We start from the raw sequence: 16462 nt of genomic DNA on the forward strand, positions 1-16462 counted from the left end.
GGCCCTCTCTCCCTCGGCCGGTCCTCGGTGGGACCGCCCGACCGCCATCAGCAGCGACGTCTGGCTCGGCCTCCAAGCTACACCGGGCGGCCACGCGCTCCCCAGTCCGCCTCACAGGACGGCCGGTCGCGCATGGCCGGCGCCCGTGCCCGGGCGGGCCGCTCAGTGTCCGGCGTTCCGTGCCGGGCCGCTCAGTGTCCGGCGTTCCGTGCCGGGCCGCCGGGTGTCGCCTCGGCGTCCGGGCCCTTGGCCGCCTCGGTGTCGCTGTAGATGTCCGGTTCCAGGTAGATCACGCGGGCGATGGGAACGGCGGCGCGGATACGGGCCTCGGCGGCGTCGATCGCGGCGGCGACCTCCGCGGCCGTGTCGTCGTGCTGCACGGCGATCTTCGCGGCGACCAGCAGCTCCTCGGGACCGAGGTGAAGGGTGCGCATATGGATGACACCGGTGACCGTGTCGCCGTCGACGGTCGCGGCCTCGATCTTCTTGACCTCTTCGAGGCCCGCGGACTCGCCGAGCAGCAGGGACTTGGTCTCGGCGGCGAGGACGAGAGCGATCAGGACGAGGAGCACACCGATGCAGACGGTGCCGATGCCGTCCCAGATGCCGTCACCGGTGAGCAGCGCGAGGCCGACGCCGCCGAGGGCGAGGACCAGACCGATGAGGGCGCCGAAGTCCTCCAGCAGCACGACCGGCAGCTCGGGCGCCTTGGCGCGGCGGATGAACTGCACCCAGGTGAGCGTGCCGCGCAGCGCGGCGGACTCCTTGACGGCGGTGCGGAACGAGTAGCCCTCGGCGAGGATCGCGAAGACCAGGACGGCCACCGGCCAGTACCAGTTCTCGAGTTCGTGCGGGTGCCGGATCTTCTCGTAGCCCTCGTAGACGGCGAACATGCCGCCGAGCGAGAAGAGGACGATCGAGACCAGAAAGGCGTAGACATAGCGCTCGCGGCCGTAGCCGAAGGGGTGCTGCGGGGTGGCCTCGCGCTGGGCTCGCTTGCCGCCTATCAGCAGCAGGAACTGGTTACCGGAGTCGGCGAGCGAGTGCACCCCCTCGGCGAGCATCGACGAGGAGCCGCTGAAGGCGAACGCCACCAACTTCGATACCGCGATGGCGAGATTGGCGCCGAGTGCCGCCGCGATCGCCTTGGTTCCGCCTGACGCGCTCATCTAAGCGTTGTCCCTTCGTCGCCCGCCCCGCCCGGCGCCCACACGGGCCGTGTGCGCCGCCCCGGGCCGTGTCCGTCCTGTGCGATGGGACATTGTTACAGCAGGGCCCGGGGTGGTACGCGGGGCCGGTGCGACGGCTGTGCACGGACCACGCCGGTTAACGGCACGGCCACCTTGGCGCCCCACCACGGACGGGCGCCAAGGTGGCCGGGTGACGACCGCGGCCAGGCGACGCACATGGTCAGGCGACGGACGTGGCCCGGAAGAGCGTGCCGGTCCCGGACACCTCGACCTTCTCGCCCGCCGGTACGAAGACCGACTCGCCGGGGGTGAGCACCTCGTCGCCCACCCGCACGGAGCCCGCCGTGCACAGCAGGATCTGCGGAGTGGCCCGCGTGATGTCCTGCGGGGCGGCGCCCTCGGCGAGGACATGGCGGGACAGACGGAACTCGTCCGTGGGGGTCTCGTAGACCTCCTCGCCGTCGGACGAGGCCTCCGGGCGCAGAACTCCGGGGTCGCACGCCTCGAAGCGGACGATCCTCAGCAGCTCGGGGACATCGATGTGCTTGGGGGTCAGACCGCAGCGCAGGACGTTGTCGGAGTTGGCCATGATCTCGACGCCGAGGCCGTTGAGATAGGCGTGCGGGACTCCGGCGCCGAGGAAGAGCGCCTCACCGGGCTGCAGTCGCACATGGTTGAGCAGCATGGCCGCGATCACACCGGGGTCGCCGGGGTAGTGGCGGGCGATCTCGGCGTACGGGGCATAGGCGCCGCCGAGGCGGGAGCAGGCGGCCGCGGCCTCCTCGACCGTACGGGCCATGTCCCCGGGGTCGGCGCTCAGCACAGCGGTGAGGGCCTCGCGCAGGGCGACGTCCTCGGGGTGGCGGCGCAGCAGGTCGATGTACGGCTTGAGGGCGGCGACCCCGAGGCCCGCCAGCAGGTCCGCGGCCTCCTCGGGGGCGCGGAAGCCGCACAGTCCGTCGAACTCGGTGAGGGCGCAGACCAGTTCGGGCTTGTGGTTGGCGTCCTTGTAGGTGCGGTGGGGCGCGTCGACCGGGATGCCCCGGCGCTCCTCGTCCGCATAGCCCGCCCTCGCCTGCTCCAGGTCGGGGTGCACCTGGAGGGAGAGCGGGGCGCCGGCGGCGAGCAGCTTGAGCAGGAAGGGCAGCCGGGGGCCGAACCGGGCGACCGTCCGCTCCCCCAGCTCCTCCTCCGGCGCCTTGCCGATCAACTCGTCGAGGGGGCCGCGCGGGGTGCGTGAGGGCGCGCCCGGGTGGGCGCCCATCCACATCTCCGCCTGCGGCTCACCGGTCGGCTCCACGCCGAGGAGCGCGGGGATGGCGGTGGTGGAGCCCCAGGCGTAGGGGCGGACGGCGTTGTCGAGGCGATCCATCGGTGTCTTCTTCTCCGTCGTACTCGGCAGTGCTGTCGGTGGGCGTGGGCCCAGGATCACGCCCCCGAAGCGAGCGCCACGTAAACAGCGGCGAAATCCGTGATGGCGATCAGTTCCGCGAGGGTCTCCAGCTCGCCGCCGTCCTCCGGTTCGAGCTCGCTGATCGCGGTGTCATGGCTGAGGGCCAGCTCACGCGCGGCGGGGGCCGCGCTCAGGCCGCCGAGGGGGCGGTCGCGCAGCAGAACGACCCGTGCATGGAGGGCCTGTGCCTCCTCGACGCGGTCACGGAAGAAGTCGTCGGGGTCGGCGCCTGCGGCCAGTGCGCCGGAGAGCAGCACGCTGTGCGAGGCGAGCGCCTCGGGCAGCTGCGCGGTGAGCCCGGGACGGCCGGCCAGCTCGGCGAGCGCGGCGGCGAACCGACGGCCCGCGGGTGCGGCGGAGACGCCCTCGGTCCAGATCACCGGAAGGGATTCGGCCAGCTCGGCGGCGAGGTTCTTGGCCGGGTTGTCATAGGTGGCGATGGCCGGTCCGCAGCGCTCGGCGACCCGGTCGAGACGGTCGGCGACCTTCCCCAGCACGTCGGGCGGCGCGGAGAGCAGTCCGGTGCGGTCGAGGAGGACCAGCAGCGGGGTGAGCAGGGCCCACAGCACTCCGGGCGCGGACGCGGTGAGGGGTTCGTCCTGCTCGAACGGGGCCGTCGCCATGGGCACGAACAGGCCATGGGCGCCGGCCACCGCGTCCGTGACTGGGGAGCCTGCGGGTGCCACGGCGACCACGGTGCAGCTGCGGCGGTAGGCCTGCTCGACCAGGATCGACAGTCCCGGCTCGGTCCCGTCGGGCGTGGCGATCAGCAGTAGGTCGACGGGGCCCGCCCAGCCGGGCAGCTCCCAGCGCAGCGCACCGGCGGCCGGGGCGACCCCGGTGGGGTGGATGCGGGTGACCGGGCAGGAGGCGCCCGCGAGGGTGTCCAGCAGTTCGGCGACGCCCACGGAGGCCGTGCCGGGGCCGGCGATGAGGACGGCACGGGGGCGGCCGTCCGGCTTCAGATCGTTGACGCCCGCATCGGCGGCGTGCCGTACGGCGGTGCGCACCCGGGCGCCGGCCTCCGCGGCGCCGCGGAGCAGTGCGCGGCGGTCGGCGCGGGCCAGGGCCTCGGGGTCGTCGAGCAGCGTTTCGTCGAGCATGGTCGGCAGTCTCCGATCGCCCGGCCCGTTACGCGGGGCGGCGGGCCTCGTCGACGAGCAGGACCGGGATGCCGTCGCGGACGGGGTAGGCGAGGCCGCAGTCCTGGCTGGTGCAGACCAGTTCGCTGTCCTCCTCCTTGAGGGGAGCGTGGCACGCCGGGCAGGCGAGGATCTCCAGGAGACCGGCTTCGAGCGGCATGAGGGGTCCCTTCGGGCGGATGCGCTTGGCCTGGTCAGACTACCGCCGCGGGAGGCGGCACGCGGCGGTCGGGCCGGGGAGTGAGGGCCGTGGGCTGAGGGGCGGGGCGGGCTCCCGCCTCCCGGTGGGGTTCCTCCCGGGAGGCGGGGCCACGCGACGGGACATCAGCCCCGGATGATCTCCAGAGCCTCGTCCCGGATCTTCTCCATGGTCGCCTCGTCACCGGCCTCCGCGTTCAGGCGGAGCAGCGGTTCGGTGTTGGAGGGGCGGACGTTGAACCACCAGTCGGCGCTGGAGACGGTGAGGCCGTCCAGCTCGTCGATGTCGACGCCGTCACGGCCCTGGTACGCCGCCTTGATCGCGGCGAGCCGGGCCCCCTGGTCGTCGACCGTGGAGTTGATCTCGCCGGACCCGGCGTAGCGGTCGTAGGCGGCGACCAGCCGGGACAGCGGGCCGTCCTGGCTGCCGAGGGCCGCGAGCACATGGAGGGCGGCCAGCATGCCGGTGTCGGCGTTCCAGAAGTCCTTGAAGTAGTAGTGCGCGGAGTGCTCGCCGCCGAAGATCGCGCCGGATCGCGCCATCTCGGCCTTGATGAAGGAGTGGCCCACCCGGGTGCGGACCGGGGTGCCGCCGTTCTCCCGGACGACCTCGGGCACCGACCGCGAGGTGATCAGGTTGTGGATGACCGTGCCCTTGCCGCCGTACCGGGCGAGCTCACGGGCGGCGACCAGGGCGGTGATCGCGGACGGGGAGACCGGGTCGCCGTTCTCGTCGACCACGAAGCAGCGGTCGGCGTCGCCGTCGAAGGCGATGCCGAGGTCGGCGTGCTCCTCGCGCACCCGCTGCTGCAGATCGACGATGTTCTTCGGGTCGAGCGGGTTTGCCTCGTGGTTCGGGAAGGTGCCGTCCAGTTCGAAGTACATCGGGACCAGGTCCACCGGCAGCCCGGCGAAGACGGTCGGCACGGTGTGCCCGCCCATGCCGTTGCCCGCGTCGACGACGGCCTTCAACCGGGAGATCGAGGTCAGGTCGACCAGGGAGCGCAGGTAGGCCGCGTAGTCCTCCAGGGTGTCGCGCCGGGTGATCGTCCCCGGCGTGTCGGCGGGCTCCGGGGCACCCGAGTCCTGCCACTCCTCGACCAGTGCGCGGATCTCGGCGAGACCGGTGTCCTGGCCGACCGGGGCGGCGCCCGCGCGGCACATCTTGATGCCGTTGTACTGCGCCGGGTTGTGCGAGGCGGTGAACATCGCGCCCGGCAGCCCGAGCGCGCCCGAGGCGTAGTAGAGCTGGTCCGTCGAGCAGAGGCCGATCTCGGTGACATCGACGCCGCGTCGCGTCGCCCCGCGGGCGAAGGCACGCGACAGTCCCGGGGACGAGGGCCGCATGTCATGGCCGATCACGATCGCGTCCGCGCCCGTCACCTGTGCGAAGGCCGCTCCGAAGAGCTCGGCGAGCGGTTCGTCCCACTGGTCCGGGACCACCCCGCGTACGTCGTACGCCTTCACGATCTGCGACAGATCAGCAGCCACGGCCAACCCTCCTGAGGTCTCGACGATGACCCCAAACTACCCGCTGGAAGGGGTGCCGGGCGGCGGTCCGGTCAGGCCCGAGGGACAGTTCCCACGGAGTTCATACCAGGGTTCATACCGGGGTTCACACGGGAGTTCGCGCCGTGGCTCATCCCGGCGCGGAGGCTCAGTTGTCCGGTGAGCGGAGCACCCGCAGATGGCCGCGGCGTGCGACCTCCGTCGGGTCCGCCGTGCGGGCGCCGCCGCCCGCCTCGGCCGCGCGCTTCTGCTGCGGACGTGCCGCCTCGCGCACCGCGTTGGCGAGTGCTTCGAGGTCGTCGCCGCTGGGGCGTGCGGGGGCCGAACCGTCCAGCAGCCGGACGACCTCCCAGCCGCGCGGCGCGGTCAGGCGCTCGGAGTGCTCGGCGCACAGGTCGTAGCAGTGGGGTTCGGCGTAGGTGGCGAGCGGGCCGAGGACCGCGGTCGAGTCGGCGTAGACGTACGTCAGCGTCGCGACGGCGGGTCGGCCGCAAGCGGTGCGCGAACAGCGACGTACAGGGCTCACGACCCTGGACGGTACCGCACTCTTGAGCGGGCCGCGACGACTCTCCCCCAGGTCACCCCACCGTGTCGTGTCCTGAAGTGCACCGTGCGTCGCTTCGAAGCCACCCCGATGACCTGGGTGGACACCCCAGGGAAAGGTGTCGGACCCCTCCGAAACCGGTCACCACTTGGCACAAATCTCACCAATTTCCTTGAGGTAGGCGGTCTTTGAGAGCTAGGGGATCGAGCTCAACCTTGGCTGGAATGGTCATCCCTCGACACGCGGGCCGCCCCGGCACACCTCCGCGTCCCGCGACGGCCGGAGAAAGGAGCGGGCCCGTACGGGGCGCGAGCCGGCGGAGCCGGGCGTCCCGCCCTTGCGGGGACTAGGCTTCGACGGTGATGGACACCCCCGTACCGCCCCGCGCCCCCGCCCCCGGGCCCCGTCGCCGTGACCGCCACGGCAGGGGCATGCGCGGCCCCGTCGCACCGCCCCAGGTCCCGCTCGCTCTGAGCCGTGCCGAGGCGTTCGCGGATCTGGTGCAGGACTCCGTGGAGCGTCTGGAGCGGCACTGGCCGCAGCTCGCCGACATCGATTTCCTGGTCCTCGAGGTGCCCCGCCTCGACGGCGCGACCGACGGCTGGAGCGACGAGCCGGTCCCCCTGGGCGGCACCGTCCCGGCCGGGGAGGGCAAGCGGGCACGCGTGGTCGTCTACCGGCGTCCCGTCGAGATCCGCACCAAGGGACGCGACGAGCGGGCCGCGCTGGTCCACGAGGTGGTCGTGGAGCAGGTGGCGGATCTGCTGGGGCTGACCCCGGAGACGGTGGACCCCCGGTACGGCGAGGACTGAGACCACAAGGGCCGGTCCGGTCGCGAGACCGGACCGGCCCTTCGGGACCGTCGCTTCTTCAGCCGCTTCTTCAGCGGCTCAGTTCTTCAGCAGGACCGACAGGTCCTGTTCCGCCTCCGGGACCGCCACCGTGCCCCGGTCGTCCGGGAGGGTCTGCACCGTGAACGCCGGTACGCCCCCGAGGGTCATATGGAGCATGCGCGCGGCGTACACGGGTCCTCCGGCGAGCGGCTCGACGGTGAGCGCATAGGTGCCCTTGAGGTCGCTCGGCACGGGCACCTCCACGTTCTGCGTGGTGCCTGCCTTGATCGTGTACTTCTTGCTCACCGCGGCGCCGCCCGCGCTGCCCACGGAGGCGGTGACCTTGACCGTGGCCGTACCGTCCGGGGCGCTCAGCGCCAGCGTGGTGTCCTTGGCGCCGTTGCCGACGGCCGTGGCGCGGGTACCGACCGGCGCGGTGGCCGGGATGAACGCCGACTCCTGCCGGCCGTCCTTGCCCCGCACCACCTGCAGCGCGGCGACCACGGGCACCGGGGTGCCGGTGGACGTCAGCACCAGCGAGCCCGCCTCGCCCCGGGTGACATCGCCGAGGTCGACAGCGGTGGTCATGCCGGACTTCAGATGCAGCGTCTCGTTCCCGACCGGGGTGATCTGCCCGGAGGGCGAGGCCAGCCGCACCTTGAGGTCGGCGTCCGCGTCGCCGGGTGCGAAGGCGATCAGACGGACGTCGGTGGCGTCCTCGGGGATGCCGGGCAGCACCAGGGTGTCCGAGGGGTCGGCGGAGGCGGTCAGCCAGTCGCCGCCCAGTTTGTCGTCCAGGGCCTGCACGGCGGCGGCGACCCGACCGCTGCGGGCGCTGACATGGACCGTGAGGTCGCTCTCCTGGTCGTCGATGAGCGTGGACAGCAGGACGGGCTCGCTGGAGTGCGGCTGAACGGTGATGCCCTCGCCGACCGTCGACTTGAGGGTGCCGTCCTTGCCGTACAGCTGGACGTCGACCACGGCCGCGGAGTCGTCGGGGTTGGTCAGATGCACATAGTCGGTGCGGGACTCGGAGGTGGAGACCCCCGGGAACCAGAACTCCGTGTCCGGGACACCGCAGCCGATGCCGAGCAGCCCACGGCCGCTGCCCGCGGTGACCTGGGTCGTCTCCTGGATGGTCCAGCCGGGCGCGAACCGTCCGGTGGCGGTGGCGATCAGCGCGGGGTTGTCGGCGCCGGAGACGCTCGCGGTGACCGGTGTGCCGGGTTCCTTGGGGGTCACGGCCGGCACATCGGAGTGCTTCTTCCCCTTGCCCGCCTTGTCGCTTCCCGAGGAGCCCGCGCCGTCCCCCGACTGGGCGCCGGCCGCGACCAGTTCGGCCTTGCCCGCGCTGCCCGTGCCCTCCGAGGCGGGCGTGAAGGAGGCGTACGAGGTTTCGGCGATGTCGGAGGTGCTCGGCTGGGGGCACAGCAGCCGGGTCCGCTCCACGGGCAGCCGTGCGGCCGTCCTGGCGCCGTCGCTCGCGGGGGCGGCCGGTGCGGAGAGCACCGCGACTCCGGTGACGGCGGCCAGCGCGGTCGTGCCGGCGATCAGGGACAGGGTCGTGCGGTTCACTGCTGGCTCCCGTCGGGGCGCTCGCGGTCGGTGCCGTGCGCCGGGTCGTACGGCGTGGCGTAGCCCTGCTGGTACGTCGGGTCGTACGGCGCCGTGGTCCCGTAGGCGTACGGGTCGTACTGGGCGCCCTGGTAGGGGTCGGCCTGGTACTGCTGCTGCTCGTAGGTGCCCGCCGCGTACTGCTGCTGCGCGTCGGGGTACTCCTCGGCGCCGTAGGTGCCGTACTCACCGCCCGCGTACTCCGGCGCCGCGTCCCACTCGCCGTACGCCGGCTGCTGCGGGACGGGGGCGGGCATCTCCTCCCCGGGTGCGGGCGGGGCGTCGGCGTCCGGTCCGGCCTCCTCCGCCTCGGCCTGGGCGCGCAGACGGCGGGCGCGGCGGCCGTCGCCGGTGATGTCCTGCGCGGGCACGGACTGCTCCTCGGGGAGGTCGTCGTCGATGTCCCGGCGGCGGCCCGGCAGGGCGAGCACCACGAGGACGACGGCGAGCGCGCCCTGCCCCCACACCCAGGCGGTGTGCGTGAACGGGGTGTCATAGGTGACGTCCAACCGCCCGCCCGAGGAGGGCAGTCGGAAGCCCTGGGCCCAGCCGTCGACCGTGGTGCGGGTGAGCGGCCTGCCGTCCAGGGTGGCGGTCCAGCCCTCGTCCGCGGTGTCGGCGAGGCGCAGGACACGGTCCGAGTCACCGGAGGGGATCGTGGTGTGGATCTCGACGGGACCGGCCGCGACGGCCCGCGGCTCGGCGGAACCCGTGACGATCGCGGCGCGGGAGACCTGGCGGTTCACCCTCCACAGGGCGCTGCCGTCCTGCTGGCTGAGCCGGGTCAGGCCGGGCGTGGCGTCCAGCACCCGGCTGAACTCGCGGGGCGCGCCCTTGCGGACGAGGACATAGCGCACGGCGAAGCCGCCGAGCGCGTCGGCCTGGTCGGCGCCGGAGCCGGCCACCAGGTTGGCGACCATCTTGTCCAGCTGCCGGTTCTCAGCGGCCTCCGCGGCGAGTTCACCGTCGCCGAGGCGGGCGCCGGAGCCCCGGACCAGGGTGTAGCCGACGCGCGCGGTGGAACGGCCGTCGAGGACGAGGGTGCGGGCCTGGTCGGAGGTGCCGCCCTCCTCGGCGACGAACTCCGGTACCTGCACCGGGTCGCGGCGCTCCACGGGGCCGTCGGCACCGCGGATCATCCAGCCGGCGGCGATGAGCAGGGGACCTGCCGCACAGGCGAACGCGATGAGCGCGGCGACCGGCTGGCGCCAGCCGAAGCTCTGCTCGGCCACCCGCGCCTTGGCGCCGTCCGCGCCGATCGCGGCGGCGGCCAGCAGCGCGAGACCGTAGACGAGGGTCGCGGGTCCGGCCCAGGCGGAGCCGTTGGACAGGACCGCGAAGACAAGCGCCACCAGGGCGACCGTCCATGCCGTCCAGATGCCCGCCTGGCGTTCGGAGCGCAGCAGGGCGGCCAGCGCCGCGAGGACGACACCGATGAGCATCAGCCCGCTGACGGTGCCGGGACCGCCGGGGCTCGCGCCGAGCAGATCGGTGGCGGAGGCCGCGCCGCTGCCGTACTCGAGACCGGCCTCCTGGAAGAAACCGAACGGCAGCAGCGACAGCGACCAGGGGGCGAGCACCAGCAGCGGGACGCCCGACTGGACGAGGAAGCGCAGCCCGTAGGCGACGAGGTCGGTCCTGCGCACCGCGAGCACCGCCACACCCAGGATCACGGCGATCGGCCACACGATCGGCGTGAACGCGGTGGTGATCGTCAGCAGCAGGGCGTACGCCCAGGTCGCCCGCCAGCTGCCGCGCGCCCCGGACGCACGGGTGAATCCGCCTGCCGCGACGGCGGCGCGCGCGATCAGCGGCAGCAGCACGGCCAGGACCGCCGTGCCGATGTGGCCGCCGGCGAGGGCGCCCGTCGCGGCCGGCAGAAAGGCGTAGGCGACGGAGGCCCAGGCGCGCAGCAGCCGGGACTCGACGAGGGGCCGAGAGGCGAAGTAGGCGGTGACCCCGGCGAGCGGCACCGAGCAGACGAGCAGCACCGTGACCGCGAGTCCGGTGGAGCCGAACAGGATGCTCGCGAGCAGGGCGACGAACGCCAGATAGGGCGGTGCGGACTGGGTGCCGCCCACACCGACCGGATGCCACAGGTCGGCATGGCGGGACCACAGCGCGGAGGCGTCGGCGGGCGCGGGCAGCAGCGCCCCGCCGGCCAGCGCGCCCCCGCCGAGCAGGGCCCGGCAGGCGGCGAGCGAGACCAGCAGCAGAACGGCGAAGAGCAGCGGTCCGGGCTTGCGGGCGATGCGTTTGAGCCGGGCGAACTGTTCGACTTCCAGGAAGTCGGCGTCGTCGCCGCCGGGGCCGGATTCGATGGCGCCGCCATGCCGGCCGGCCGCGGACATCTCGGGGTCGGAGCGGCCCACCAGATTGCTCGCGACCTGCTCGACGGTGGCGCGGACCGTCGCTCCGGGCGGCGGGAAGAGCGGACGCAACTCGCCCTTCTCCACCTGCGGGCGGCCGCGCCGGCGCCGGCCGGCGATGATCCGCTCGGGCCGCAGCAGCGTCCCGAGCAGACCGCGGATCTCGTCGACGGCCTGTCCGGGCACCTTGCCGACGAGATACGCCAGGGTGCGCAGCACGGTGCCGATCACCAGGCGGAGCAGGATCCAGGGCAGCTGTGCCGTGCGGGCGTTGGTGAGGAGGGTGTAGACGGCACCCGCCTTGTCGACCTTGTGCGGGGAGGCCGCGGTGCGGCCCACACAGTCCACGGTGCGGCGCTCACGGGAGGCCGCCTCGGCGTGCCGTACGACCGCGTCGGGGGCGATCAGCACCCGGTGGCCGGCGGCGTGGGCGCGCCAGCACAGGTCGACGTCGTCCCGCATCAGGGGCAGATGCCGGTCGAACCCGCCCAGCTCCTCGAAGACATCGCGCCGCACGAGCATGCCGGCCGTGGACACGGACAGCACCGAGCCGACGTGGTCGTGCTGGCCCTGGTCCTGTTCACGGCGGTCCAGACCGGTCCAGCGGCGGCCGGAGTTGGCGATGGTGACGCCGACCTCCAGCAGCTGACGGCGGTCGTACCAGCCGCGGAGCTTGGGGCCGACGACGGCGACGTCGTCGCGGCCCAGCTCCATCTCGTTCTCCACGACCTGCAGCAGCTGGGCCAGGGCGTCGGGTTCGGGGGCGCAGTCGTCGTGCAGCAGCCACAGCCACTGCACCGGTTCGCCGTACGGCAGCTCCGGCATGTCGTACGCCTCGTCCCGCCAGGTGCGGCTGACGGGGTCCCAGCTGCTGGGACGCTTGAGGTAGGGCAGGTCGTCCGGGGTCAGGACGACCGCATGACGGGTCGCCTCCTCGACGGCCTGGCCGAAACCGGTACGCCGGGCCAGGTGCAGGACCTGGTCGGCGCCGAGGGCGTCTTCGAGCAGCGGGGCGGATTCGTCCGCGCTGCCGGTGTCGGCCGCCACGGCATGCTGCACGGGGCGCTCCTGGCCGAGAAGCCCGGCGAGGGCGTCGGGCAGCCAGCGGGCGCCGTCGTGGGAGACGAGCACCGCGGTGACCACATGACGCGGGAACTCTGGTGCGGCGGCGTCGTGTTGGGCCGCCGTATGACTGTGCACGGACATCGAGGTACGGGCCCCGGTTCGATGGACTGCGGTGGACGCCTGCGCGGCGCCCCTCAGGGGGCGGCGAGGAGTCTCGGACGGAGGCCCACACTAACCGTTGGACAAGATCGCGGCCCGCCGCCTGTGGACAACCCACCTGCGCCGGGCCGTTCGTTACGTAGGGATGTGCGTCTTTTCCCCGGGTCACCGCCCGGTGCGGTCTCCCCCGCCGGTGCGACCGTGCCATGCCACCGCGAGAACGGCTCGTTCCGCTCGGCGGAGGTCAGACGGCGGCCTTCTTGAGTCGGCGGCGCTCCCGCTCGGACAGACCGCCCCAGATGCCGAACCGCTCGTCGTTGGCGAGCGCGTATTCAAGGCACTCGGAGCGGACCTCGCAGGCGAGGCAGACCTTCTTCGCCTCGCGGGTGGAGCCGCCCTTCTCGGGGAAGAAGGACTCGGGGTCGGTCTGGGCGCACAGCGCGCGCTCCTGCCAGCCGAGTTCCTCGTCCGCGTCGTCGACCAGCAGTTGCTGCACCAGCTCGGTCATGTGCGCCCCTCGTCTGTCTTTCGCGTCCCCGTGATGCGGTCGTTACCGTTTCCGGCTGAACGACACGAGTGAAATTACAAGTGCGCCGATCCGGGCCAGTCAAGCCGAGATCTGCTATTGGGCCCCTTATTCACTCTGCGGAACCAAGGCTTTGCGGAAAGTGTTCAAATCGACATAAACCATGACACTCCGCGAGGCTCCCGCGGATCTTCGATCCCCCACAGAGAAAGACGCCCCCGCGTTCGCTCTCGTTCCGGTACGAACGGCGAAGCGAGCCGGATCACGGTGGGATCACGAGAACGCAACGACGTTCGCGTGCCGGACGGTGCGCTCCATGTGTCCGGGACTCCTTGCGAGCAAACCTCATACCCCCCGGATGAACCGGATGAGGTGAAACACATCGCACATTCCGGGCCTCGAGTTGACAGCGAAGGAGTGAACCGGTGTCCTAGGGGGCATGCTCGCGAACTCGGCACTCCGCCAGACCCGCACCGCCGGGTCCCACGGTGCTGCCCGCGCTCGCTGTAGCTGTCGCCGTCTCGGCTGTTGAGCTCTCCTCATCGCTCCGGCCGGTCCCGGGTCCACCCGACCCGACCGTCGTCCCCACCGCCCGCACCAGGGCCTGCGTCCCGCCCGTGATCCGGGCGGACGACGCGCGACATCGCCTCTTCCCACGTATCCCCCCGTACTCGTCCGCCGAGGAACCACGCATCCCAATGAACAGCGACAGCGACCTCCAGATCGCCGGGGACATCCTCGAAGTGCCGCATCTGCTCCAGCCGCCGCGCGAGCATCCGGCCACCGTGGCCGAATTCGCCGGCCTCGCCCGCACCGTCGCCGCCGACCGCTCCCAGTGGGAGCACCTGGTCCGTTACGACGCCGCATCCCGCTGGTACCACCGGCTGCGCACCGGCCCCGGCTACGAGGTGTGGCTGCTGTCCTGGGTGCCGGGACAGGGCAGCGGGCTGCACGACCACGGGCGCTCGTCCGGTGTGCTGACCGTCCTGGACGGCGCACTGACCGAGCGCACGGAGCGCGGCACCCGCGCATTGCGTGCGGGGGCGCAACGGGTTTTCGCGCCGGGATATGTGCACGAAGTGGTGAACGACACGCTGGAACCGGCGGTGAGCCTGCACATCTATTTCCCTGGGCTGACCGAGATGCCGATGCATCACAAGGCGTGCGCGGCGGACCGAGTCACCACGGCGGACACCGCGCACACGGCGTCCGCGCTGAACACGGCGGACACGACGGGCACAGCGGGCACGGCGAAATAGCGGACGCGGTCGGCGCCCGAGCCGGGGGCACATACGACGGGCGCGCCCCGCCCCCGGCTCGACGGACACCCTGTGCCTTCCGGCCACCCCTCACAGAGTCGGCCTGGCGGCTGACACACTGTGTCCATGCGCATTGTGGTTCTGGCAGGCGGCATCGGCGGTGCCCGGTTTCTGCGGGGTCTGAAGCGGGCCGCGCCCGACGCGGACATCACGGTCGTCGGCAACACCGGCGACGACATCCACCTCTTCGGGCTGAGGGTCTGTCCGGACCTCGACACGGTGATGTACACGCTCGGCGGCGGCATCAACGAGGAACAGGGCTGGGGCCGGGCCGAGGAGACCTTCCACCTCAAGCAGGAACTCGCGGCGTACGGCGTGGGACCGGAGTGGTTCGGGCTCGGCGACCGCGACTTCGCCACGCACATCGTGCGGACCCAGATGCTGGGCGCGGGCTATCCGCTCAGCGCGGTCACCGAGGCGCTGTGCGACCGCTGGAAGCCGGGGGTCCGGCTCATCCCCATGTCGGACGACCGCGTGGAGACCCATGTCGCCGTCGAACTGGACGGCGAGCGCAGGGCGATCCACTTCCAGGAGTACTGGGTGCGGCTGCGGGCCTCCGTCCCGGCCGAGGCGGTCGTGCCGGTCGGCGCCGAGCAGGCGAAGCCGGCTCCGGGCGTCCTGGAGGCGATCGCCGAGGCGGATGTGATCCTCTTCCCGCCGTCCAACCCCGTGGTCTCCGTCGGCACCATCCTGGCCGTGCCCGGCATCCGGGAGGGGATCGCCGAGGCCGGTGTGCCGGTGGTGGGCCTCTCCCCCATCGTCGGCGACGCCCCGGTGCGCGGGATGGCCGACAAGGTGCTCGCGGCGGTCGGGGTCGAGTCCACGGCGGCGGCGGTCGCCGAGCACTACGGCTCGGGGCTGCTGGACGGCTGGCTGGTCGACACGGTGGACGCGGCCGTGGTGGAGCGCGTGGAGACCGCGGGCATCCGCTGCCGCGCGGTCCCGCTGATGATGACGGACCTGGACGCGACGGCCCGGATGGCCCAGGAGGCGCTGCGGCTGGCGGAGGAGGTGCGGGCGTCATGACCGGGCCGGCTCCCCGGGACGGTTCGACGGACGTCACGGACTCCCCGTCCGGCGCGACGGACGGGCAGCCGGACGCCCCCAACACAGCTTCCGGCTTCCGGGTGTGGGCCCTGCCCGGGTTCCCCGAGGTCCGCCCCGGGGACGACCTCGCCAAGCTGATCGCGGCCGGTGAGCCCGGACTCGCCGACGGGGATGTCCTGCTCATCACCTCGAAGATCGTGTCCAAGGCGGAGGGGCGCCTCGTCCGGGCGGAGGACCGGGAGGCCGCCATCGACGCCGAGACGGTGCGGGTCGTGGCCCGGCGCGGACCGCTCAGGATCGTCGAGAACCGGCAGGGGCTCGTCATGGCCGCCGCCGGGGTCGACGCCTCCAATACCCCCGCGGGCACCGTGCTGTTGCTGCCCGAGGACCCCGACGCCTCCGCGCGGGCGCTCCGGGACGGGCTGCGGGACGCTCTCGGGGTCGAGGTCGGCGTGATCGTCACGGACACCTTCGGGCGGCCCTGGCGCACCGGGCTCACCGATGTCGCCATCGGTGCCGCGGGCGTCCATGTCCTGGACGACCTGCGCGGCGGCACCGACAGCCACGGCAATCCGCTGAGCGCGACCGTCGTCGCCACCGCCGATGAACTGGCCGCCGCCGGCGACCTGGTCAAGGGCAAGGCCGCCGGACTGCCCGTCGCCGTGGTGCGCGGGCTGGCGCACCTGGTGGCCCGGGAGGACGGCGAGGGGGCACGGGCGATGGTGCGCACGGCCCGCGACGACATGTTCCGGCTGGGCACCTCCGAGGCGGTACGGGAGGCGGTGACCGGGCGGCGTACCGTACGGGCCTTCACCGACGAGCCGGTCGACCCCGGCGCCGTACGGCGCGCGGTGGCCGCCGCCGTGACCGCTCCGGCGCCGCACCACACCACGCCCTGGCGGTTCGTGCTGCTGGAGTCCGAGGAGTCACGGACCCGGCTGCTGGACGCGATGCGGGACGCCTGGATCGCCGATCTGCGCCGGGACGGCAAGACCGAGGAGTCGATCGCGAAGCGCGTCCGGCGCGGCGATGTGCTGCGCAACGCCCCGTATCTGGTGGTGCCGTGCATGGTCATGGACGGGTCCCACACCTACGGCGACGGACGGCGGGACGCGGCCGAGCGGGAGATGTTCGTGGTCGCCACCGGGGCGGGGGTGCAGAACCTCCTGGTGGCGCTCGCCGGGGAGCGGCTCGGCTCGGCCTGGGTGTCGTCGACGATGTTCTGCCGTGAGGTCGTCCGCGAGGTGCTGGGACTGCCCGGGGACTGGGACCCGATGGGAGCCGTGGCGGTGGGGCATCCGGCCGAGGAGCCCGGGCCGCGGCCGGGGCGGGACGCGCAGGCGTTCATCGAGGTGCGGTGAGCGAGGTGCCGTGAGCACGGGGCGCCCGGGAGCCTGCCCGGTCCCGGCGCCCCGGTCGCACGGGCCCCGTCCGCGCCCGGCCGCACCCCTTTCTATGCTCGTAGCACACCCCCGTATCACCAGGACCTCATCC

The 16462-nt window shown here is 72.8% G+C and carries 13 protein-coding genes; 4 read left to right on the forward strand and 9 right to left on the reverse strand.

Going from position 1 to position 16462, the window contains the following annotated elements; genetic code table 11:
• Positions 1 to 191 precede the first annotated feature (191 nt).
• The 6 genes from CP978_RS14060 to CP978_RS14090 all read right to left on the reverse strand — a co-directional run bounded on the left by CP978_RS14060 (position 192) and on the right by CP978_RS14090 (position 6018).
• Complete coding sequence (locus tag CP978_RS14060) at positions 192 to 1169, reverse strand: cation diffusion facilitator family transporter (RefSeq protein ID WP_043440798.1); 978 nt, start codon at positions 1167 to 1169, stop codon at positions 192 to 194.
• 241 nt (positions 1170 to 1410) lie between these two features.
• On the reverse strand, positions 1411 to 2562 hold the full coding sequence (gene manA / locus CP978_RS14070) for a mannose-6-phosphate isomerase, class I (RefSeq protein WP_043440800.1): 1152 nt from the start codon (positions 2560 to 2562) through the stop codon (positions 1411 to 1413).
• A gap of 56 nt (positions 2563 to 2618) precedes the next feature.
• Positions 2619 to 3746 (reverse strand): SIS domain-containing protein, encoded by a 1128-nt coding sequence (locus tag CP978_RS14075; protein WP_043440802.1) that lies wholly within the window; start codon positions 3744 to 3746, stop codon positions 2619 to 2621.
• Positions 3747 to 3774: 28 nt separating this feature from the next.
• A complete protein-coding gene (locus tag CP978_RS14080; protein WP_079162138.1) occupies positions 3775 to 3945 on the reverse strand; it encodes a Trm112 family protein in 171 nt (56 codons plus the stop codon).
• A gap of 164 nt (positions 3946 to 4109) precedes the next feature.
• The gene (locus CP978_RS14085; RefSeq protein ID WP_043440804.1) at positions 4110 to 5474 is read right to left on the reverse strand and encodes a phosphomannomutase/phosphoglucomutase; all 1365 of its coding nucleotides are present in this window, start codon (positions 5472 to 5474) and stop codon (positions 4110 to 4112) included.
• 166 nt (positions 5475 to 5640) lie between these two features.
• Positions 5641 to 6018 (reverse strand): DUF3499 domain-containing protein, encoded by a 378-nt coding sequence (locus CP978_RS14090; protein ID WP_043440806.1) that lies wholly within the window; start codon positions 6016 to 6018, stop codon positions 5641 to 5643.
• A gap of 380 nt (positions 6019 to 6398) precedes the next feature.
• Here CP978_RS14090 and CP978_RS14095 point away from each other — a divergent pair, with 380 nt between their 5' ends.
• The gene (locus CP978_RS14095; protein ID WP_079162140.1) at positions 6399 to 6848 is read left to right on the forward strand and encodes a metallopeptidase family protein; all 450 of its coding nucleotides are present in this window, start codon (positions 6399 to 6401) and stop codon (positions 6846 to 6848) included.
• A 78-nt stretch (positions 6849 to 6926) separates the two neighbouring features.
• On the opposite strand, the gene CP978_RS14100 is transcribed toward CP978_RS14095, so the two are convergent.
• The 3 genes from CP978_RS14100 to CP978_RS14110 form a co-directional block, all read right to left on the reverse strand.
• On the reverse strand, positions 6927 to 8444 hold the full coding sequence (locus tag CP978_RS14100) for a DUF5719 family protein (RefSeq protein ID WP_043440811.1): 1518 nt from the start codon (positions 8442 to 8444) through the stop codon (positions 6927 to 6929).
• Positions 8441 to 12058, reverse strand: coding sequence for a glycosyltransferase family 2 protein (locus tag CP978_RS14105; RefSeq protein ID WP_079162141.1), 3618 nt, complete (start codon positions 12056 to 12058; stop codon positions 8441 to 8443). The genes CP978_RS14100 and CP978_RS14105 overlap by 4 nt, the downstream gene beginning before the upstream one ends.
• Positions 12059 to 12320: 262 nt before the next feature.
• The gene (locus tag CP978_RS14110) at positions 12321 to 12584 is read right to left on the reverse strand and encodes a WhiB family transcriptional regulator (protein WP_003975777.1); all 264 of its coding nucleotides are present in this window, start codon (positions 12582 to 12584) and stop codon (positions 12321 to 12323) included.
• Positions 12585 to 13300: 716 nt separating this feature from the next.
• Here CP978_RS14110 and CP978_RS14120 point away from each other — a divergent pair.
• From CP978_RS14120 to CP978_RS14130, 3 genes are all read left to right on the forward strand, one after another.
• Entirely contained in the window at positions 13301 to 13861 is a 561-nt protein-coding gene (locus CP978_RS14120; RefSeq protein ID WP_052454113.1) for a cysteine dioxygenase, read from the forward strand.
• Between the two features lie 126 nt (positions 13862 to 13987).
• On the forward strand, positions 13988 to 14947 hold the full coding sequence (cofD, locus tag CP978_RS14125; RefSeq protein ID WP_043440814.1) for a 2-phospho-L-lactate transferase: 960 nt from the start codon (positions 13988 to 13990) through the stop codon (positions 14945 to 14947).
• Positions 14944 to 16329, forward strand: coding sequence for a coenzyme F420-0:L-glutamate ligase (locus CP978_RS14130; protein WP_052454114.1), 1386 nt, complete (start codon positions 14944 to 14946; stop codon positions 16327 to 16329). The genes cofD and CP978_RS14130 overlap by 4 nt, the downstream gene beginning before the upstream one ends.
• Positions 16330 to 16462 lie beyond the last annotated feature (133 nt).

The organism is Streptomyces nodosus, from assembly GCF_008704995.1.
In the GTDB taxonomy this organism is placed as follows: domain Bacteria; phylum Actinomycetota; class Actinomycetes; order Streptomycetales; family Streptomycetaceae; genus Streptomyces; species Streptomyces nodosus.